General features: G+C 71.0%; 20 protein-coding genes. 7 read left to right on the top strand and 13 right to left on the bottom strand.

Features of this window, described 5'->3' with window-relative positions:
• Positions 1-137 precede the first annotated feature (137 nt).
• Positions 138-1,868, top strand: a complete 1,731-nt coding sequence (metG, locus tag ACGFMP_RS03485) for a methionine--tRNA ligase (protein WP_393669975.1) — start codon at positions 138-140, stop codon at positions 1,866-1,868.
• Between the two features lie 189 nt (positions 1,869-2,057).
• Here metG and ACGFMP_RS03480 read toward each other — a convergent pair whose 3' ends face one another.
• Positions 2,058-2,831 carry a hypothetical protein gene (locus tag ACGFMP_RS03480; protein WP_393669974.1) on the bottom strand — a complete coding sequence of 258 codons (774 nt, stop codon included), beginning with the start codon at positions 2,829-2,831 and terminating at the stop codon, positions 2,058-2,060.
• On the bottom strand, positions 2,824-3,333 hold the full coding sequence (locus ACGFMP_RS03475; RefSeq protein ID WP_393669973.1) for a SigE family RNA polymerase sigma factor: 510 nt from the start codon (positions 3,331-3,333) through the stop codon (positions 2,824-2,826). The genes ACGFMP_RS03480 and ACGFMP_RS03475 overlap by 8 nt, the downstream gene beginning before the upstream one ends.
• A 127-nt stretch (positions 3,334-3,460) precedes the next feature.
• Between ACGFMP_RS03475 and ACGFMP_RS03470 the strand changes: the two genes are divergently transcribed.
• Positions 3,461-4,639: a hypothetical protein gene (locus ACGFMP_RS03470; protein WP_393669972.1), complete on the top strand. Its 1,179-nt coding sequence runs from the start codon at positions 3,461-3,463 to the stop codon at positions 4,637-4,639.
• 69 nt (positions 4,640-4,708) lie between these two features.
• Here ACGFMP_RS03470 and aspS read toward each other — a convergent pair whose 3' ends face one another.
• Positions 4,709-6,463: an aspartate--tRNA ligase gene (aspS, locus tag ACGFMP_RS03465; RefSeq protein WP_393669971.1), complete on the bottom strand. Its 1,755-nt coding sequence runs from the start codon at positions 6,461-6,463 to the stop codon at positions 4,709-4,711.
• Between the two features lie 191 nt (positions 6,464-6,654).
• Here aspS and ACGFMP_RS03460 point away from each other — a divergent pair, with 191 nt between their 5' ends.
• Entirely contained in the window at positions 6,655-8,700 is a 2,046-nt protein-coding gene (locus ACGFMP_RS03460) for a SpoIIE family protein phosphatase (RefSeq protein ID WP_393669970.1), read from the top strand.
• Positions 8,701-8,745: 45 nt separating this feature from the next.
• On the opposite strand, the gene ACGFMP_RS03455 is transcribed toward ACGFMP_RS03460, so the two are convergent.
• Both ACGFMP_RS03455 and ACGFMP_RS03450 read right to left on the bottom strand, forming a co-directional pair.
• Positions 8,746-9,570: an MOSC domain-containing protein gene (locus ACGFMP_RS03455; RefSeq protein WP_393669969.1), complete on the bottom strand. Its 825-nt coding sequence runs from the start codon at positions 9,568-9,570 to the stop codon at positions 8,746-8,748.
• A 53-nt stretch (positions 9,571-9,623) separates the two neighbouring features.
• The gene (locus tag ACGFMP_RS03450; protein WP_393669967.1) at positions 9,624-10,049 is read right to left on the bottom strand and encodes an ATP-binding protein; all 426 of its coding nucleotides are present in this window, start codon (positions 10,047-10,049) and stop codon (positions 9,624-9,626) included.
• A 238-nt stretch (positions 10,050-10,287) separates the two neighbouring features.
• Here ACGFMP_RS03450 and ACGFMP_RS03445 point away from each other — a divergent pair, with 238 nt between their 5' ends.
• Positions 10,288-11,139, top strand: a complete 852-nt coding sequence (locus ACGFMP_RS03445) for a helix-turn-helix domain-containing protein (protein WP_393669966.1) — start codon at positions 10,288-10,290, stop codon at positions 11,137-11,139.
• Positions 11,140-11,150: 11 nt separating this feature from the next.
• Positions 11,151-11,342, top strand: a complete 192-nt coding sequence (locus ACGFMP_RS03440) for a hypothetical protein (protein ID WP_393669965.1) — start codon at positions 11,151-11,153, stop codon at positions 11,340-11,342.
• 173 nt (positions 11,343-11,515) lie between these two features.
• Here the strand turns inward: ACGFMP_RS03440 and ACGFMP_RS03435 are convergent, their stop codons facing one another.
• The 8 genes from ACGFMP_RS03435 to ACGFMP_RS03400 all read right to left on the bottom strand — a co-directional run bounded on the left by ACGFMP_RS03435 (position 11,516) and on the right by ACGFMP_RS03400 (position 16,867).
• Positions 11,516-12,106 (bottom strand): hypothetical protein, encoded by a 591-nt coding sequence (locus tag ACGFMP_RS03435; protein ID WP_393669964.1) that lies wholly within the window; start codon positions 12,104-12,106, stop codon positions 11,516-11,518.
• Positions 12,107-12,125: 19 nt separating this feature from the next.
• Complete coding sequence (locus ACGFMP_RS03430; RefSeq protein ID WP_393669962.1) at positions 12,126-12,710, bottom strand: hypothetical protein; 585 nt, start codon at positions 12,708-12,710, stop codon at positions 12,126-12,128.
• Complete coding sequence (locus ACGFMP_RS03425; RefSeq protein ID WP_393669961.1) at positions 12,707-13,003, bottom strand: hypothetical protein; 297 nt, start codon at positions 13,001-13,003, stop codon at positions 12,707-12,709. Before ACGFMP_RS03425 ends, ACGFMP_RS03430 begins: the two co-directional genes overlap by 4 nt.
• A gap of 177 nt (positions 13,004-13,180) precedes the next feature.
• A complete protein-coding gene (locus ACGFMP_RS03420) occupies positions 13,181-13,999 on the bottom strand; it encodes a phosphotransferase family protein (RefSeq protein WP_393669960.1) in 819 nt (272 codons plus the stop codon).
• Between the two features lie 58 nt (positions 14,000-14,057).
• Complete coding sequence (locus ACGFMP_RS03415) at positions 14,058-14,591, bottom strand: GNAT family N-acetyltransferase (RefSeq protein WP_393669959.1); 534 nt, start codon at positions 14,589-14,591, stop codon at positions 14,058-14,060.
• Positions 14,592-14,722: 131 nt separating this feature from the next.
• Positions 14,723-15,226: a DUF1877 domain-containing protein gene (locus tag ACGFMP_RS03410; protein ID WP_393669958.1), complete on the bottom strand. Its 504-nt coding sequence runs from the start codon at positions 15,224-15,226 to the stop codon at positions 14,723-14,725.
• 117 nt (positions 15,227-15,343) lie between these two features.
• Positions 15,344-16,306: a pirin family protein gene (locus ACGFMP_RS03405; protein WP_393669957.1), complete on the bottom strand. Its 963-nt coding sequence runs from the start codon at positions 16,304-16,306 to the stop codon at positions 15,344-15,346.
• A gap of 117 nt (positions 16,307-16,423) precedes the next feature.
• On the bottom strand, positions 16,424-16,867 hold the full coding sequence (locus ACGFMP_RS03400; protein WP_393669956.1) for an SseB family protein: 444 nt from the start codon (positions 16,865-16,867) through the stop codon (positions 16,424-16,426).
• Between the two features lie 189 nt (positions 16,868-17,056).
• Here ACGFMP_RS03400 and ACGFMP_RS03395 point away from each other — a divergent pair, with 189 nt between their 5' ends.
• The gene (locus ACGFMP_RS03395; RefSeq protein ID WP_393669954.1) at positions 17,057-18,883 is read left to right on the top strand and encodes an acyl-CoA dehydrogenase; all 1,827 of its coding nucleotides are present in this window, start codon (positions 17,057-17,059) and stop codon (positions 18,881-18,883) included.
• 78 nt (positions 18,884-18,961) lie between these two features.
• Positions 18,962-20,257 carry a M18 family aminopeptidase gene (locus ACGFMP_RS03390; RefSeq protein WP_393669953.1) on the top strand — a complete coding sequence of 432 codons (1,296 nt, stop codon included), beginning with the start codon at positions 18,962-18,964 and terminating at the stop codon, positions 20,255-20,257.
• Positions 20,258-20,259 lie beyond the last annotated feature (2 nt).

Below are 20,259 nucleotides of genomic sequence, written 5' to 3'. Positions count from 1 at the left end.
TGTGATGCTGGTGACCGCTCTGACCTGAACCTGACCGGAATGTGAATGCGGCGACGGTTACCCGGCTACGGTCCGATACGATTGACGGTCCGTAGATGAATTCCTCACTCCGCGCTACGAATTGGGAGCAGCCTGCAATGGCTCGTCACCTCATCACCTCCGCCCTGCCCTATATCAACGGGATCAAGCACCTGGGCAACATGGTGGGGTCCATGCTCCCCGCGGACGTCTACGCCCGCTATCTGCGGCAGCGCGGACACGACGTCCTCTACATCTGCGCCACCGACGAACACGGCACCCCCGCGGAACTCGCGGCAAAGGAGGCCGGGCTTCCGGTCGACGTGTTCTGCGCCCGCGCGCACGACGACCAGAAGGCCATCTACGACGGATTCGCTCTGTCCTTCGACTACTTCGGCCGCAGTTCCTCCGCGCAGAACGTCGACATCACCCAGCGCTTCGCCCGCCGGCTGAACGAGAACGGCTTCATCGAGGAACGCGCCATCCGCCAGGTCTACTCGCTGACCGACGAGCGCTTCCTGCCCGACCGCTACATCGTCGGCACCTGCCCGCACTGCGGCTACGACAAGGCGCGCGGCGACCAGTGCGAGAACTGCACCCGGGTGCTCGACCCCACCGACCTGATCGAACCGCGCTCGGCGATCAGCGGAAGCAGCGCGCTGGAGGTCAGGGAGACCAAGCACCTCTTCCTCCTCCAGTCGAAGCTGGCCGCCGAGGTCGAGGCCTGGCTCGACGCGAACAGCGCCGACTGGCCGACCCTGGCTTCCTCGATCGCCCGCAAGTGGCTCACAGAAGGCCTGCACGACCGGGCCATCACCCGGGACCTCGACTGGGGTGTGCCGGTGCCCGCCGACACCTGGCCGGAGCTGGCAGCCGAGGGGAAGGTCTTCTACGTCTGGTTCGACGCGCCGATCGAGTACATCGGTTCCACCAAGGAGTGGTCCGACGCGGCGCCCGCGGGCGAGTCGCGCGACTGGCAGTCGTGGTGGTACGAGGCCGAGAGCACCGTCCGCTACACGCAGTTCATGGCCAAGGACAACGTGCCCTTCCACACCGTGATGTTCCCCGCCACCCAGCTGGGCACCCGCGACCCGTGGAAGAAGGTCGACTTCGTCAAGGCCTTCAACTGGCTGAACTACTACGGCGGGAAGTTCTCCACCTCCCAGCGCCGCGGTGTGTTCACGGACGCCGCGCTCGACACGCTGCCCGCGGACTACTGGCGCTATTTCCTGATGGCCAACGCGCCCGAGTCCGACGACACCTCCTTCACCTGGGAGCTGTTCGCGGCCGGCGTCAACAAGGACCTCGCCGACACCCTCGGCAATTTCGTCAACCGGGTGCTGTCCTTCTCCCGCAAGCGCTTCGGCGACGACGTGCCGGCCGGCGCGGCACCGGGCGACGCGGAGGCCCGGCTCGGCGAGCAGATCGCCGGGCTGCTCGCCGAGTACGAGGGCCACATGGAGCGGCTGCAGTTCCGCAAGGCGGCCCAGTCGCTGCGGGCGCTGTGGAGCGCGGGCAACTCCTACCTGGAGGAGAAGGCCCCCTGGATGGAGATCAAGACCGATCAGGACGGCGCCGCCCTCACCCTGCGCACCGCGATGAACCTCATCCACCTCTACGCGGTGGTGTCCGAGCCGTTCATCCCGTCCTCGGCCGCCGCGATGCGCGCCGCCTTCGCGCTGCCCTCGGACGACGCGCGCTGGGTCACCCCCGAGCAGGCCCGCTCGCTCGACGCGGTCCCCGCGGGCACACCCTTCACGGTGCCGCCGGTGCTCTTCGCGAAGATCACCGACGACGAGCTGGCCTCGTACGTCGACCGTTTCGGCGGCGATCCGGACGCCGCCGCGTAGTCTCGGGCCCCACGCGCCCGGTCGCCGCCGCCTCGCCGGCCGGGACCGGGCGCAGCGGGCCCTCCTCCGGCAGCCGTGAACGCCGCGCGCCGGTGCCGGAGGGCTTGCACCCCGAGACCGCGGACGCCAGCGCGGCGGCGATGCCGAGCACCGCACCCCGGCGGCCGATGGGTATCGGCTCCCCGCCGGTCATCCGAAGTCCGCCGACGAGAGCAGGTCCCTGACCTGGTCGAGCTGGGCGGCGGTGGGATGCGACAGGCAGGCGGTCGCCCACACCATCGTGCCCGACCTCTCGGGACCGACCATCGTCCGGCTCATCTGCCGGGTGCCGTTGATCGTGCGGCAGGACTGGTAGGGGTCCTCGTCGGCGAGCGGCAGCTCGAGACCCTGGAGCTTGTCCACCTCGCCCTTCATCTCCTCCCGGCGGAACATCACCAGCACCCCGCCCTTGGCCAGTACCCGGGCCAGCGGGGTGCAGAAGCCGTCGAGGGCGTGCGCGCAGCCGTTCTCGGGCAGCACCAGGGTCTGCGTCGACAGGAAGACGCTGGTGGTGGCCGGGTCCGCGAGGATCCGCCAGCCCGTGGGCGGCCGCAGCCGCAGCCCGTCCATCCCGTCGGGGCGGAAGCCGTCGTCCGTGGCGGGCGTGGGGCTCGTGGTACCGGTCGGCGTCGGGGCATGGACGGTGCTGGCGGTGGGGCTGGGGCGCCCCTCGTCCTGGCCGCTGGTCGCCACCGCGACGGACTGCGCACCGCCGCCGTCCGGCCGCACCAGCCCGGGCAGTGACGCCAGTGCCGCCGCCACGGCCAGCACCGCGCTCCCGGTGACCGCGGCCGTACGCCGTCTGCGCCGCCGCCGCACCCGCTCCTTGACCAGCGCCAACCGCTGCGGCGGGGCGGGCGGCTGGGGCACCGCCCGCTCCAGCAGGATGCGCAGCTCCTCCTCTGCGTCCGGCCGTTCAGTCACGGGGGTCACCGCCGTCCGTGGTGACCGCGGACGGCAGCCGCCCGCGCAGGGTCCGCAGCGCCTTCGCCGCCTGGCTTTTCACCGTTCCCTCCGAACACCCCAGCGCCTCCGCGGTCTCGGTCACGCTCAGGTCCTCGAAATACCGCAGGACGACGACGGCCCGCTGCCTGAGCGGCAGGGCGCGCACCGCAGCGGCGAGCGCCTGCTCCAGGTCCACCCCGGCGTAGGCGTCCTGCGGGAGCGCCCGGTCCGGCAGGTCGCCGTGCGGCACCTCGCCTCGCCAGCGCCTGCGCCACCAGGAGGCATGCGTGTGCACCAGCGCCCGGCGCACGTAGGCCTCGGGGTTCTCGTCGGCGATCCGCTGCCATTTGGGCCACACCTTCGCCAGCACGGTCTGGAGCAGGTCCTCCGCGAGGTGGGCGTCGCCGGTGAGCAGCCATGCGACACGCAGCAGCCGTTGGCCGCGTGCCGCGACGAACTGCTCGAACCCGCCTTCTCCCACCGGAAGTCCTCTCCACACGTCTACAACGCCCTCGGCCCCCGGTCCGGTTGCCCGGCATTTGACCTTCGCCTGGGGCGGACCGATACTCGCTAAAATTTCATCTCATCGGAAAATAGACGGAGGCCACGTGCCCGCAGGGAGCACCATGGGGCTCGTGGACCCGGCGCAGGACAGCCCCACGCCAGGCGCCCGCACCAGGACAAGGGACACGGTACGGGCCTCGGCACGCGCGGCAGCCCCCGCCATCGGCGGATACCTGCTGGTCAGGCTGGTCGCGACCGGAATCCTCTGGCTGTGGGCGCGCTCGGACCACCAGAGCCTGGGCGGCCTGCTCGGCCGTAAATGGGACTCCATCTGGTTCCTCGGCATCGTCCAGCACGGCTACGACCACGGCTCGCCGCTCAAGAGCAACCTCGCCTTCTTCCCGCTCTACCCCGAGTCGGTGCGAGCCGTCTCCGCCGTCTCCCCGGTCGGCGCGGCTGCCACCGGCATCGTGCTGGCCTGGGTCTTCGCCGCCGCCACCGCCTGGGGCCTGTACGCGCTCGGCAGCAAGCTGCACGACCCGCGCACCGGCGTGCTGCTCGCCCTGCTGTGGGGCTGCATCCCGCACGCGATCGTCGAGTCGATGGCCTACACCGAGAGCCTGTTCACCGCGCTCGCCGTGTGGACCCTCTACGCCGTGCTCGACGAGCGCTGGCTCACCGCGGGCGGGCTCTGCCTGCTCGCCGGGCTGTCCCGCCCCACCGCCACCGCCCTCATACCGGCCGTGTGCCTTTCCGCGCTGTTCGCCGTCATCCGCAGGCCGGCCGCCTGGCGGGCGTGGGCGGCGCTGCTGCTCGCGCCGGCCGGCTGGCTGGGCTACATGCTCTGGGTGGGCAGGCGGCTGCACCGCCTCGACGGCTGGTTCCACGTGCAGAAGGACGGCTGGGGATCGTCCTGGGACGGCGGCCGCTTCACCGTCACCAACGCACGCCACATCCTGGGCGGCGAGTCGCCGCTCGACCTCTACGCCGTGACGCTGGTGCTGCTGCTGGCGGTGGCCCTCTTCGCGCTCGCCGTGGCCCAGCGCCAGCCGTGGCAGCTGCTGCTTTTCAGCGCCCTGCTGCTGGCGACCTCGATCGGCGGGTCGGGCTACTACCACGCCAAGGCCCGCTTCCTGGTCGCGGCCTTCCCGCTGCTGCTGCCGCCTGCCCTCGCGCTGGCCAGGGCGAAGACCGCCACGACGGTCACCGTGGTGACCACGATGACCCTGATCTCCGGCTACTTCGGCGGCTACCTGCTCCTGGTCTGGGTCCACTCCCCCTGACCGGCGACCCGCACGCGTGAGGCGGCGCCCCCCACCGGGGGACGCCGCCTCACGCGTGTCGCCTGCGCCTTACTTCTTGCGCAGCTGGATGTGCAGCTCGCGCAGCCGGGTCTCCTCGACCTCCGACGGCGCGCCCATCAGCAGGTCCTGCGCGTGCTGGTTGAGCGGGAAGGCGATGGTCTCCCGGATGTTCGGCTCGTCCGCGAGCAGCATGACCATACGGTCGACACCCGGGGCGATCCCGCCGTGCGGCGGCGCGCCGAAGTGGAAGGCGCGCAGCATTCCGCCGAACTCCGCCTCGACGGTCTCCCGCGTGTACCCGGCGATCTCGAACGCCTTGTACATCACGTCCGGCTCGTGGTTCCGGATCGCGCCGGACGACAGCTCGATGCCGTTGCAGACGATGTCGTACTGCCACGCGAGGATGTCCAGCGGGTCCTTGGTCTCCAGCGCCTCGAGGCCGCCCTGCGGCATCGAGAAGGGGTTGTGCGAGAACTCGACGGCCCCGGTGTCCTCGTTGCGCTCGAACATCGGGAAGTCCACGATCCAGCAGAAGCGGAAGACGCCCTCGTCGAACTGCCCGACCCGCTTGGCGGCCTCGACCCGGACCGGGCCCATGATCTTCGAGACCTCGTCGAAGTCGCCCGCGCCGAAGAAGATCGCGGTGCCCGCCTTGCCGCCGACCGCGGCGAGCAGCGCCGCCACGTCGTCCTCGGTGAGGAATTTGGCGATCGGCCCGGTCAGCGCGTTGCCCTCGCCGACCCGGACCCAGGCGAGGCCCTTGGCGCCGAGCGAGACGGCGTAGTCGCCGAGCTGGTCGAAGAACTTGCGCGGCTGGTCCGCGGTGTCGTGCACGGCCAGCGCGCGGACGTGCTTGCCGGCGAAGGCCTTGAAACCGGAGCCGGCGAAGACCTCGGATACGTCGACCAGTTCGAGCGAGGTGCGCAGGTCCGGCTTGTCGTTGCCGTACTTGAGCATCGACTCGCGGAAGGGGATGCGCGGGAAGGGCGAGGTGACGGTGCGGCCGCCGCCCAGCTCGTTGAACAGGTCGGTCATCACCTTCTCGATGACGCCGAAGACGTCCTCCTGCTCGACGAAGCTCATCTCGACGTCGAGCTGGTAGAACTCGCCGGGCGAGCGGTCGGCGCGCGAGTCCTCGTCGCGGAAGCAGGGTGCGATCTGGAAGTAGCGGTCGAAGCCGGAGATCATCAGCAGCTGCTTGAACTGCTGCGGGGCCTGCGGCAGCGCGTAGAACTTCCCCGCGTGCACCCGGGAGGGCACCAGGAAGTCGCGGGCGCCCTCGGGAGAGGTGGCCGACAGGATCGGGGTGGCCATCTCGTTGAAGCCGAGCGCGGTCATCTCGCGGCGCAGGAAGGAGATGACCTGGGTGCGCAGCATGATGTTGCGGTGCATCCGCTGGCGGCGCAGGTCGAGGAAGCGGTTGGTGAGCCGCATCTCCTCGTTGGCGCTGTCCTCGGGGAAGACCGGGAAGGGCAGCGGGTCGGCGGCGCCGAGCACTTCGAGGGAGGTCACGTCGACCTCGACCTCGCCGGTCGGCAGCTCGGGGTTGACGTTCTCCGCCGAGCGGGCCAGGACCCGGCCGTCGACGCGGACGACGGACTCCTTGGACTGGCTGCTCAGCCGGTCGTAGACGGGCGACCCCGGGCGCACCACGAGCTGGGTGAAGCCGTAGTGGTCGCGCAGGTCGACGAAGAGGATGCCGCCCAGGTCACGACGATTGTGCAGCCAGCCGGACAGGCGGACGTCGGTGTCGACGTCGGTGGCGCGCAGCTCTCCGCAGGTGTGTGACCGGTACCGGTGCATCGTGGTTCGTCCAAGTCGTCAGGTCGTCGCGATGGTGGGGAACCCGCACAGCCTACCGGCGCCGGGGGCGCCTCCTCATCCGCGTATCCGCGCCACACGCCCGGCGGAGCCCGGCGGGCGGCGTCCGGCACCCTGTGGGTGCGCTGTGGGCACATTGGCTCATACCATCCGACACCCCATAAACTGGGACAATGCACACCGAGGACGTCCTCGCCGCCGTCGGATCAGGCGTGTGGCAGTGGGACGAGGGCACCGGCAATGTCACGGTGGACGGTTGTGCGGCACACCTCCTCGGACTCACGGGAGGCGCTGCCACGCACCGTTCGACCGCGATACGGGCCTGCCTCCACGCCGCCGACTACGTGTCGCTCAGCGCCGCGGTCTCGCTGGCCGGCGCGGAGGGCAGTGTCGCCGAGGCGCTGGTGCGGGTGGTCGGCGACGACGGCAAGGTGCTGCGTACGCTGCGGGCCACGGTCGCGCCGCGCGGCAGGGTGATCAGCGGCATCCTGCACGAGGTGCACAACGCGCTGGCCTCGGGCGACAGGACCCCTGGCGAGACGGCGACCCGGGACTGGCGGCGCGCCAGGGAGGCCTTCCTGCTGGACGCGGGCCGCGCACTGGCCGAGGCGGACTCCACTGCCGAGGTGCTGCGGGTCGCGGCCACCCTGTCGATGCCCGGCTTCTCGCCCGACGGCCTGGCCGTCTTCGGCATCGAGGGCGACCGGCTGGCCATCATCGGCCACCACGGCCAGGAGATCTCCGACGGCGCCCTGCTCGACATGCCGCTGAGCACCGACTACCCGGCCGCCCAGGTCGCCCGCACCGGCCAGGCGGTCTACGTGGCCTCCCCCGAGGACTACGCGGAGCGCTTCCCCGCCACATGGCCGCTGGTCAAGCCCTACGGGCGGGTGTCGTGGGCGTATCTGCCGCTGGTCGTCGCAGGGACCACCACCGGCGCGTGGATGGCGGCCTTCCGCGAACCGGTCGCCTTCACCCCGGACGAGCGCGCGGTTCTCACCACGGTGGCCAGGATGCTCGGCCAGGCGCTGTCGAGGGCGGGCCTGCACGAGTCGGAGCGCGCGCTGACCGACGGCCTCCAGCGGACGATGATGCCGGCGCGCAAACCCGGCGTCACCGGTATGGCGGTGGCCGCCCGCTACGTCCCCACCGGCGGCGGCCTCCAGGTCGGTGGCGACTGGTACGACGTGATCAACCTGCCCTCAGGACGCACCGCCGTCGTGATCGGCGACGTCCAGGGCCACGACGTCAAGGCCGCGGGCCTGATGGGCCAGCTGCGGATCGCACTGCGGGCCTACGCGGCCGAGGGCCACGGGCCGGACGCGGTGCTCTCCCGCGCCTCCCGCTTCCTTTCCGGGCTCGCCGACGAGCACTCCTCCGACGCACGCTTCGCGACCTGCCTCTACGCGGAGATCGACCCGCTCACCGGCACCCTGGACGTCGTACGCGCCGGCCACCCCGAGCCCGCGATACGCCTCGGCGACGGCACCACCATCGTGCGGCGCACCGCCGTGGGCCTGCCGCTCGGCATCGAACCTGACGCCGACTACCCCACCACCAGGATGGTCCTGGAGCCCGGCGAGGTGCTGCTGCTGTGCACCGACGGCCTGATCGAGACCGGCGGCCACGACCTGGAGACCGGCAGGCGCCGGCTGTCCGAGGCACTGGCCGCGGGCCCCGCCGACGACCTGGAGGTGCTTGCCGACTCCCTGGTGCGCGCCGTCCACGGCCCGGCGTCGCACCACACCACGGGCCCGCTCGCGGACCGCCGCGAGGACGACGTCGCCCTGGTGCTGCTGCGCCGCGACCCCGACGGCCCCACCTGCGCGGTCCCGGTCCGCCGCACCGTCATCTCCGTCGCCCAGGCCGACCCGGGCCAGATCCGCTCGTGCCGTGAGGCCATCCGCTCGCTGCTGCACGACTGGTCGTCGGCCGACCAGATCGACTCCGCGGTCCTGCTGGTCTCCGAGGCCGTCACCAACGTCCTGGTCCACACCGACGGCGACGCCTTCCTCCTCGCCCAGGTCACCGGCATGCCCGGCACCCGCCGCCTGCATGTCGACGTCGGAGACGCCTCCGACGACATGCCCCACCGCCGCTCCCCCGGCGAGATGGCCTCCTCGGGCCGCGGCCTGCTGCTGATGGAGGAGCTGGCCGACGCCTGGGGCGTGGACCCGCGGGGCGACGGGAAGTCCACCTGGTTCGAGCTCTACGAGTGAGCCACCCCCGAGCCGTGACGGCGCACCCCGCAGTGCCGATGGTGTTTACAGCTCGGACACCCCCCACGAACCGACGACCACCTCGTCGCCCACGGACAGCTTCCCCGGCCGCAGCACGGCGAACTTCACGCCGAAGGCGACGCCCCCCTCGGCCGCCCTGCGGTAGCCGGCCAGGGTGCGCAACGGCTCAGGCCCGTCCCTGGCGGCGGACTCCTGGTCGACCATGGTGACCGCGCAGCGGATGGCGAGCTTGGCGTAGCCCAGCTCCGCGCCGCCGACCACGACCCGGCGGGCGCGGTCCTCGACATGCGGCTCGTCCCAGCCGTCGACCACGAGATTCGGCCGGAAGCGGTTCATCGGCAGGGGCGCCGCGCCCCGCTCGGCCAGCCGCGCGTTCAGCAGGTCGAGCGAGGACCGCGACAGCAGGTGCAGCGCGCAGCTGTCCGCGTAGCCGGAGGTGCCGGGTGTCCTGCCGTCGGTCACCCGGTCGTGCTCCGGCGGCACCCGCACCAGCCGGCTCGGCGCGCCGAGCACCTCCGACAGCCACCCGGCGGCGGTGGCGCCCTGGTCGATGCCCCGGTACGGCTTCCCGAAAAGGTCCACCTCCCGCCGTGCGGCCGAGGTGTCCACGTCGATGCCCACCGGCTCGGCGCCGGGCGCGCGCAGGGTCAGCAGGCCGCCCGCGCCCACCTCGGGGCGGATCAGCGCCAGCCGCGGGTCGCGCCGCTGGCTCCTGAAGACGCCCTCCTCGCTGACGACCATGAAGCTGCGGTCGTGCGCGAGCCCCGCGGGAGTCAGCACGGCGTCCTCCGCCGGGACCCCCGCGCAGCCCTTGACCGGGTAGTACGTCAGCTCCACGACCCGGATCACGCGCCGCCCCCGCTCCCCGTACGACGTGCCCGCTCGGCTCCCATGGGCACTCACTACCCACGCCCCGCGCCGGGCTCACCGGTCAGTGCCAGTCCCGCCACGACGGACTTGCCGCGGCACCGGCGGGGGACCACCGCCCACACAGCGGCGAGCGAGTCCACCAGCAGCAGCCCGCGACCCGACTCGGCGTCGTCCGGCGGCAGGTGGCCGAGCGCGGGCCTGCCCGCACCCGGATCCGAGACCGCCAGCCAGTAGTGGCCGTCCGCCGGCCACAGGACGAGTTCGACGACGTCATCGCCGCAAGTGCCGTACCGCACCGCGTTGGTGACCAGCTCGCTGGTGATCAGGCCCAGCTCCGAGCCGAGCCCGGGGGCCAGCCCGTGCGGCAGGGCTTCGGCCACGGCATGGCGCGCCCGCCTGACCGAAGCGGGGTGCGCGGGAAAGCGCCAGACGGTGGGCACGACAGGGACTTCGGGCATGGCGAACTCCGTTGCGAGAGTGAGGTGTTCGGCGTCGTCCGGTGGCATGCCGCCCTGGTCGCGAACACACCTGTCCCAGGGCGGACAGGCACACTCGCGCGGTGCACTTCCGGTAGTGCGCTGCGTAGTACGAGGTACTACAGTAAGCCATCGGGAGCACATGTGCCATGCGTTTCTGACGACCCGTTGGACCGGGTACTCCCCGCACGGCAAAATGAGCCACGGAGGAAGGACATACATGCCGCCGAGAAGCAACCCGTCCGCACGCCGACAGCGCCTGGGTGCGGAGCTTCGCAAGCTGCGGGAGGACGCCGGACTGTCCACCGAGCAGGCAGCCGCCCTGCTGGACACCAACCGGACCGTCATCTCCAGTACCGAGGCCGGGCGCCACGGGGTCAGCCCCGAGCGGGTGCAGCGGATCGCCTTCGCCTACGAGTGCACCGATCAGGCGCTGATCGATGCACTCGTCGCCATGTGCGGCGACCGCGTACAGGGGTGGTGGGAGGAGTACCGGGACGTCCTCCCCTCCACCTTCCTCGACATCGCCGAACTGGAGTGGCACGCCCACGGCCTGCGGGTGAGCACCATGACGCACATGCCGGGCCAGTTCCAGACCGAGCGCTACGCCCGCGCCTTGTTCTGCGCCGCCATCCCGCCTTTGCCCGAAGCCGAGTTCGACGCCAGAGTCGCCCACCGCGTGCAACGCCACCGGGCGATCGACCGCGCGGGCGCCCCGCCGTACGAACTCGTCGTCCACGAGGGCGCACTACGCACCGAGGTGGGAGGACGGTCCGTCCTCCGTGACCAGCTCGCCCATCTCATGGCCGCAGCCGACCGCGACAACGTCACCATCCAGGCCATCCCGTTCTCGGCAGGCGCCTTCCCGGGCTCGGGCCAGTCCATCCTGTACGCCCGAGCCCAAGTGCCGCGCCTGGACACCGTCGAGCTGGACCGGGCCACAGTCGTGGAATTCATCCACCCCGAGGCGCAGTTGTGCAAGTACCGGCTACAGCTCGACGAGATGCAACGCATCGCTCTTCCGCCGGAGAAGACCCTTGACCTCATGCACGCCATCGCATCCCAGCTCTAGGAGAGCCCACCGTGTCCGACATCACCTGGGAAGCCCCCTTCTGTCAGGACGGCAGCAACTGCTTCCGCCTCGGCACGGACACCGACGGCAACGGCTACATAGCCATCGCCGGCCAGGAAGAAAACCACCTCACCGACTCCCGTGAAGCGCTCCGCGCCCTGATCAGCGAGATCAAGGCCGGCAAGGCCGACCACCTGCTCTGAAGGCGGAACCGCCGAATCGGGCCGCGCCGAGCGGGCCATCGTGCAAGCAGAGGGCTGCGGCCCGGCTCGTGGGCCGCGAGCAGCCCGAGGAGCCGACCCTGCCGGGCCAGGTCACCCGCGAGGACGCCCTTCACGACGGCGGAGGACGAGTAGCGCCCCGTCCGTGGGGGCGGCTATTCGCCGCCGCCGTCGGATTGCGGACTGAGCAACCTGAAAGGCGCGCTCCAGAGAGCCCCACCGACGGACAGCCATGAGACGTCCACCGCCTCGAAGACGAGCGCGATGGCGAGATCGGTCTCGTCCACGTCCCCCTGCACGGCACCGTGCCGGTGCCAACCACCGGCCGCACGGACCCACTTGCCCTGGCTGAACACCACCCGGGCGTTGTCACGCCGTAGTTCGAAGGCGGACGAGCCGGTCGAGGTGTAGGTGTACTCGCGGTCGCCGAGGCCGATGTGCAGGGCCCTGGAGGTACGGCGGAGCCCCAGGACGTTGTAGACGAGCCTGGCTTCCAGGCCTCCGACGCTGAGGACCGCCTTCTTGCTCAGGTACGGCTGCCCGCCCATGCCGATCCCGGAAAGGTGCGTCTCCGGAAGGTGCTCGCTGACAACCTCCGTGCGGAAGATCTCTCCCCCCTGACGCGGCCGGACCGGCTTGACCCAGAAGACCTGCACCCGGCCGTACACCCCGACGGTCCCGCTCAGCCCCTCCTGTGCCTGGTTCTTGAAGGGCTCCAACTCGAACCCGAAGTCGCCGTCGCTCATGGAACGCGCCGCTCCCTTTCTATTCGCCGCCGCCGTCTCCAGAAGTGGTGAGCAGCCTGATGGGCGCGTTGGCCAGAACCCCGCCGACGGATAGCGAGGAGACGTCCACCTTCTCGAAGACGAGCGCGATGGCAAGGTCGGTCTCGTCCACGTCCCCGTGCACGGTTCCGTGCCGGTACCGCCCGAGCTCGCGGTCCCACTTGCCGTTGGTGAGGGTCACCCGGTTTCCGCCGCGGCGAAGTTCGACGGCATGGGAGCCGGTCGAAGCGTAGGTGTACTCGCGGTCGGCGAGGCTGATGCGCAAGGCCCGGGCAGACCGGCGCAGCCGCAGTGAGTTGTAGTCGAGCCTGCCCGTGACTCCGCCCACGCTGAGAGTCGCCGACCTGCTGATGTAGGGGATACCGCCCATCCCGACCCCGGACACGTGGGCCTCAGGAAGGTGTTCGCTGACCAGCTCCGTACGGAAAACGTCCCCGGACTGCCACTCTTCCGGCTTGACGTAGAAGACCCGCACCGGGCCGTACACCCCGACTGCGCCGCTCAACCCGCGCTGAACCTGGTCCTTGAAGGGCTCCAACTCGAACCCGAAGTCGCCGTCGCTCATGCTCTTCCCCAGCTATGAGGTGGCCGGACATGGTGGAGCTGACGGTCGGGCCGGTCCGGGTCCCTGCGGTGCCGCAGAACCCGGCGTCCGTACGCGGCCGCCCGCCGCCGCAGGTCCGGTGCCGTCTCGGTGACCCACGCGGCCATCGGCCGCAGCCCGGCCGGCTTCGACGTGACCCCCAGCGTGGCGGCCCTGCTGAAGGCCGAGTCGGTGCCGTTCTTGAGGCTGGCCGGATCCGCGCCGTCCAGCAACGTGGCCGACTGCTCCAGGTCTTCGGGCTCCACACTGCGCAAGGCGACTTCCCCCCGGGCGTCAAGTGCGCCGGCTCCCACCGGCGCACGCGTATGACGCTTTGCGATTGCTCGATGGTAGCCAACGCGAATTCGACGGTCAGCAGGGTGGACTTCGGCCGCACCTTTTCGCCGCCGCGGGTCGCGCAGCCGCCTCCTGGAGGCGCCCTGCCCGGGTGATCAGGCCAGCAGGGACAGCAGGCGGTCGGCCTGCCGCTCAGCCGTGCCCGGAGGGTTCCTCGGGTCGTCGGCGTCATCGAAGGCGAGCAGGAACAGCCAGACGAGGGCAAGGAGTCGGCGGCAGTCCCGCAGCCGCAGGGACTCCGCGGGCGTCAGGTCGACCCGTCCCAGGAACGAGGGGACGTCGAGCGGGTGCTCCACCCAGCTGGCCACGTGTTCGGTGATCTCGGCCAGTTCGAAGGCGCGGTCGCTGCGGCCGGAGTCCTCGAAGTCGACCACCTGGACGCGTTGCCCGTCCCACAGGTAGTTCGCGAGGTTTCCGTCGCCGGGCCCGAAGGCGGTGAGCAGGTCCTGCGGGCAGACGGGGTCGAGCCCGGACCGGTCGAGCCACGCCATGCCTTCGTCCATGGCCTGCCCGACCTGCTTGCCGACGCGGGGGCGGGCCTTCGGGAGCCACGAGCGGATGTGGCCGATCAGCTCCCCCTGGTGGCCTGGCCGCAGCGGAATGCCGGCCAGGACGTCCGGCGGCAGGGCGTCGTGCAGTCGCGTCACCGCTGCGGCAAGCGCCTCGACGTGAGCGTCGCCGAGCGGCATGCCCCGCAACGGCACCCCGGCAAGCCGGGACATCACCACGGTGGGCTCCGCCGCGTCGAGATCCGCCTCCCGCGGCGCCGGAGCCAGGCCGGGCGCGTACCGGTCGAGCAGCCGCAGGGCGCGCCACTCGCGCAGGGCACGGTCGCGGTCCCCGCCGCGGAATCGCTTGGACACGCTGCCGGAGCCGAGGACGAGGGTGTGGGTGCTCCACCGATCGGAGGTCATGACGGGGAATCGTGCCGGCCGCGGACACCTCGCCGCCCTCCGCAGGAGCGGTCACCCGTCAAGGGCGCACCGGGGCCCGCAGGCCGAGCCACTGCTCGGCGTCCCAGGCGTGGAAGCGCTCCACCTCGGTGAAGCCCAGCTGTGCCGCGAGGCGCATCGACCTGACGTTGGCGGTCTGGGTGGCGAGCACCACCGGCTCACCGGGAAGGACACCGTCGAACCAGTCGAGTGCCGCCGCGCACGCCTCGGCCGCGTAGCCGAATCCCCACGCCCGCGGCAGGAAGAGGTAGCCGAGGTCGGCCTTGCCCGCGGCGGCCGGGCGATGGGTCGCGGGCGCCCTCTTGAGCAGCACCTGGCCGATCATGGCCCCGTCGAGCTCGACGACGAAGCTCCCGGCCCACCCCTCGGGCACCCGGGGCATCTCGCGCTCCAGTTCGTCCCGCGACCGTGGCCCGCCGAGGTACGTGTGCACCTCCGGCGAGGCCAGCAGTTCGATGAAGGCGGGGCGGTCCCGTGCCTCGGACCCGCGCAGCACGAGCCGCTCGGTCGTGATCGCCTCAGGCGGCCAGACAACGCTTTTCAGGGCTGACATCCGCTCAGCTTAATGAACCGAGCGGCTCCGGCGGGCGCTTGTTCCCCTCGGGAACCGGGTCGCACTCGACGAGGCCCGTGCCGATCAGCCGACCCAGGGCAGGGCGATGAGCCGTGCACGGATCGCCGTCGTCAATCGATCCAGGTCACCACGGCCATCTCTCGCTTGCCGGCGGCCCGGTAGAACTCCCGCAGGAGGGTGAAGTGGTCCACGAGGTACGTGCGGTGCTCCGCGATGGAGCCGGAGAATCCGCCGGCCTCCCGGTACGCGGGGATGGCCTCCAGCAGAGGGCCGATGTCCATGGCGGCCAGTTCTCCCGCCACGTGACCCACGGCTGCCGGGGTGAGGAGGGTAGGAGGGGGGCCGTAGCCGTCGTACACCGCGGGATGGTCGAGGAAGGAGACGCCGCAGTCGGAGTCCCCGTTGATGGCGCGCCGGAGTATCGGGATTTGGCCTGCATCGGGTTGCGTGTGCCGACAGAGTCCCAGCAACTCCCACACCCCCCAGCTCAGGTCCATGGTGTCGTCCTCAGGCGGATCCCACTGCGGATCTCCGAAGGGCGAGGTCCTGGCCGCCTCACGGCACTGTTCGAGGTATCGCAGGGATACACGCGCGAGCTGCTGGGTCACGGCCATGCGCGGGATCATCTCCGGCGTGTCCCGCGGCGGGACAGCGAATTGCCCGGCCGCCCGGCCGTGCGGGGCTCCGCGGCCGGGCGGGGGTCACCCCTGGTGACCCCCGCCCGGGCGGGCTCAGCGGCCGTAGGGGGAGTCCGCCGGGATGGTGCCGAGCCGGCCGGCCTGGAAGTCGTCGAAGGCCTGGGCGAGTTCGGCGTGGGTGTTCATCACGAACGGGCCGTACTGCATCATCGGCTCGCGGATGGGGAGGCCGCCCAGCAGGACGAACTCGAAGTTCGCCGACCGGGAGTCCTGGGTGTCGGCCGCGCGGACGGTGAGGGTGTCCCCGGCGCCGAAGACCACGGCCTGGCCCATGCCGAACGGGCGGGACTGGGGGCCGGCGAAGCCGGTGCCGGCGAGGCCGTAGGCGAGGGCGTTGAAGTCGGCGCGCCAGGGGAGGGTGACCGAGGCGCCGGCGTTGAGGGACACGTGGGTCATGGTGATCGGCGTGTGCGTGGCGCCGGGGCCGACGTGGCCGTCGAGGTCGCCGGCGATGAGCCGGATGAGGGCGCCGCCGTCGGGGGAGGTGAGCAGCTTCAGGCCGCCGGCCCTGATGTCCTGGTACTTCGGGGGCATCATCTTGTCGGCCTTCGGGAGGTTCACCCACAGCTGGAGGCCGTGGAAGAGGCCGCCGCTGAGCACCAGCGACTCCGGCGGGGTCTCGATGTGCAGCAGCCCTGACCCGGCGGTCATCCACTGGGTGTCGCCGTTGGTGATGGTGCCGCCGCCACCGTGCGAGTCCTGGTGGATGAAGGTGCCGTCCATGATGTAGGTGACGGTCTCGAAGCCGCGGTGCGGGTGCCAGGGGGTGCCCTTGGGCTCACCGGCCGCGTAGTCCACCTCGCCCATCTGGTCCATCATGATGAACGGGTCGAGGTGCCGGTAGTCAATGCCTGCGAAGGCGCGGCGCACCGGGAAGCCCTCCCCTTCGAATCCGCCGGGCGCGGTGCTGACGGCCAGTGCCTGGCGGGGCTGGCCCTCGGCCGGTGCGGTGACGCGCGGCAGGGTCAACGGGTTCTCTACGGTCACGGCGGGCATGGGGGGACCTCCTAGTGGACGTTGCGGTTCCAATGTAGTTGAACTCTGAACATCTCGCAACGCGTGACCATTCCCTCACCCGACCGAGGCCGGGTGACGCCCGTCACAGGGGGAGGGTCAGCCGTACATCCGGCGCATCGTGAAGTCCACCATCTGCTCGACCGCCTTGGCGTCGAAGACCATCCGGTGCTGCCCGTCGATGTCGAGCACGAAGCCGTAGCCGGTGGGCAGCAGGTCGAGCACCTCGGCGCCGGTGATCACGAAGTACTTCGACTCCTTGCCCGCGTAGCGCCGCAGCTCCTTGAGGGAGCTGAACATCGGGATCACCGGCTGCTGCGTGTCGTGCAGCGCGAGGAAGCCGGGATTCTCGCCGCGCGGGCAGTAGACCTTGGACGTGGCGAAGATCGCCTGGAAGTCCTCGGCCGACAGCGAGCCCGTGGTGAAGGCGCGGACGGCGTCGGCCAGCGACGGCGGCGAGGGCTCGGGGTAGCCGGACATGGGCGCGGCCCCGCCGGGAGCCGGCCCTTGGCCGGGATTCACGCTCTGGTCGTAGCCGTACACGGGCCCTAGCGTAACGGTGACCGCCGCGACTCCATCGGGGAACGGCGGCCAAAGGCCACCGGGGGAGCGAGGGACCCGTCACATCCGGGCGCCGGGGGTTGCTTCTTATTACCGACGGGTAGCATCATGTGAACGCACGTTCTTGTGACATCAGCAGTGTGACAGCAGCAGCGATACGGAGCCGTCGTCATGGGCCACTACAAGTCGAACCTCCGCGACATCGAGTTCAACCTCTTCGAGGTGCTCGGCCGCGACCAGCTCTACGGCACGGGTCCGTTCGCCGAGATGGACACCGACACGGCGAAGGACGTCCTGTCCGAGCTGGCCCGGCTGGCAGAGAACGAGCTGGCCGAGTCCTTCGCCGACACCGACCGCAATCCGCCGGTCTTCGACCCCGACACCAACACCGCGCCGGTGCCCGACACGTTCAAGAAGAGCTACGCGGCCTTCATGGACGCCGAGTACTGGCGGCTCGGCCTGCCGGAGGAGATCGGCGGCACCACCGCGCCGCGCTCCCTGATCTGGTCCTACGCCGAACTGGTGCTCGGGTCGAACCCGGCGATCTGGATGTACTCCTCGGGCCCCGCCTTCGCCGGCATCCTCTACGACGAGGGCACCGAGCAGCAGAAGAAGATCGCCGCGCTCGCGGTGGAGAAGCAGTGGGGCTCCACCATGGTCCTCACCGAGCCCGACGCGGGCTCCGACGTCGGCGCCGGCCGCACCAAGGCCGTCAAGCAGGACGACGGCAGCTGGCACATAACAGGCGTCAAGCGCTTCATCACCTCGGGCGAGCACGACATGTCCGAGAACATCATCCACTACGTGCTGGCGCGTCCCGAGGGCGCGGGCCCCGGCACCAAGGGCCTGTCGCTCTTCATGGTGCCGAAGTACGAGTTCGACCAGGAGACCGGCGAACTCGGCGACCGCAACGGCGTCTACGCCACCAACGTCGAGCACAAGATGGGCCTGAAGGCGTCCAACACCTGCGAGATGACCTTCGGCGACCGGCACCCCGCCAAGGGCTGGCTGATCGGCGACAAGCACGACGGCATCCGGCAGATGTTCCGGATCATCGAGTTCGCCCGCATGATGGTCGGCACGAAGGCCATCGCGACGCTGTCCACCGGCTACCTCAACGCGCTGGAGTACGCCAAGGAGCGCGTCCAGGGCCCCGACCTGGCGCAGTTCATGGACAAGGCCGCCCCCAAGGTCACCATCTCCCACCACCCCGACGTGCGCCGCTCGCTGATGACGCAGAAGGCGTACGCCGAGGGCATGCGCGCCCTGGTGCTCTACACCGCCTCCGTGCAGGACGCCATCCAGGTCGCCGAGGCCGCCGGCACCGACGCCGGGCAGCTGCACGGGCTCAACGACCTGCTGCTGCCCATCGTCAAGGGCTACGGCTCCGAGAAGTCCTACGAGCAGCTTGCCCAGTCGCTCCAGACCTACGGCGGCTCCGGCTACCTCCAGGAATACCCGGTCGAGCAGTACATCAGGGACGCCAAGATCGACACCCTCTACGAGGGCACCACCGCAATCCAGGGCCAGGACTACTTCTTCCGGAAGATCGTCCGCGACCAGGGCCAGGCGCTGACCGCGCTGAGCGAGGAGATCAAGAAGTTCCTGGCCGAGGCCACCGGCGGCGCCGAGCTCGCCGACGCGCGCGACCAGCTCGCGAAGGCCGCGGCCGACCTGGAGGCCATCGTCGGCACCATGCTGACCGACCTCGCCGCCACCGAGCAGGACGTCCGCTCGATCTACAAGGTCGGCCTCAACACCACCCGGCTGCTGCTCGCCTCCGGCGACGTCGTCGTCGCCTACCTGCTGCTGCGGGGCGCGGGCGTGGCGCTGGACAAGCTGCCGAACGCCTCGCAGAAGGACACCGCCTTCTACACCGGCAAGGTCGCCGCGGCGAAGTTCTTCGCGACGAACATCCTGCCCGGCGTCGGGGTGCAGCGCGCGATGGCCGAGACCGTCACGCTCGATGTGATGGACCTGCCCGAGGACGCGTTCTGACCGCCTGACCCCACGGCTTCGCGCCGGGTGCCGCCACCGGCCGGGTGGCGGCACCCGGCGTTTCCTATGCTGGCCGGTATGAGCCCGTCAGCGCGCACCTTCGACCGCACCCACACCGACGACCTCGCCGCCTTCGTGCAGGCGGGACCGTCCCCGTACCACGTGGTCGCCACCGTCGCGGCCCGGCTGGAGAAGGCCGGTTTCCACCGGGTCTCCGAGACCGACGCCTGGGACGGCGCCACCGGCGGGAAGTACGTCCTGCGCGGCGGCGCCGTCGTCGCCTGGTACGTGCCCAGGGGCGCGCGCCCCGAGACGCCCTTCCGGGTCGTCGGCGCCCACACCGACTCCCCCAACCTGCGGGTCAAGCCCCGCCCCGACATGGGCACCGCCGGCTGGCGCCAGGTCGCCGTCGAGATCTACGGCGGCCCGCTGCTCAACAGCTGGCTGGACCGCGACCTGGGCCTGGCCGGCCGGCTCTCGCTCCGCGACGGCAGCACCGCCCTGGTCAACGTCGACAGGCCGCTGCTGCGGGTGGCCCAGCTCGCCATCCACCTCGACCGCGGCGTCAACGACACCGGCCTGCACCTGGACAAGCAGCGGCACCTCCAGCCCGTCTGGGGCCTCGGCGACGTCCACGACGGCGACCTCGTCGACTTCCTCGCCGCCGAGGCGGGCCTCGACCCCGACGACGTGGCCGGCTGGGACCTCATGGCCCACGACGTGCAGCCACCCGCCTACCTCGGCCGCGACCGCGAGCTCTTCGCCTCGCCCCGGCTGGACAACCTGCTGTCCGTGCACGCCTGCACGGCCGCGCTCATCGCCGCCGCCGAGTCGGGCGACCTCGACGCCATCCCCGTCCTCGCCGCCTTCGACCACGAGGAGAACGGCAGCCAGTCCGACACCGGCGCCCAGGGGCCGCTGCTCGGCAACGTCCTGGAACGCTCGGTGAACGCCCGCGGCGGCGGCTACGAGGACCGGCTGCGGGCACTGGCCGGCACCGTCTGCGTCTCCTCCGACGTCGGCCACGCCGTGCACCCCAACTACGCCGAGAAGCACGACCCGACGCACCACCCGCGCGCCAACGGCGGCCCGATCCTGAAGACGAACGTCAACCAGCGCTACGCCACCGACGGAAGCGGCCGGGCGGTCTTCGCGGCCGCGTGCGAGACGGCGGGCGTGCCCTTCCAGCACTTCGTGTCCAACAACGCGATGCCCTGCGGGACGACGATCGGGCCCATCACCGCGGCCCGCCACGGCATCACGACGGTCGACATCGGTGTGCCGATCCTCTCCATGCACTCGGCCCGCGAGATGTGCGGCGCCGACGACCCGGCCTACCTGGCGGGCGCGCTGAGCGCCTTCCTGACCGCATAGGC

It is taken from the genome of Streptomyces sp. NPDC049040 (genome assembly GCF_043197715.1).
GTDB lineage: Bacteria > Actinomycetota > Actinomycetes > Streptomycetales > Streptomycetaceae > Actinacidiphila.
This window is presented reverse-complemented; position numbering and strand designations above follow the sequence as displayed.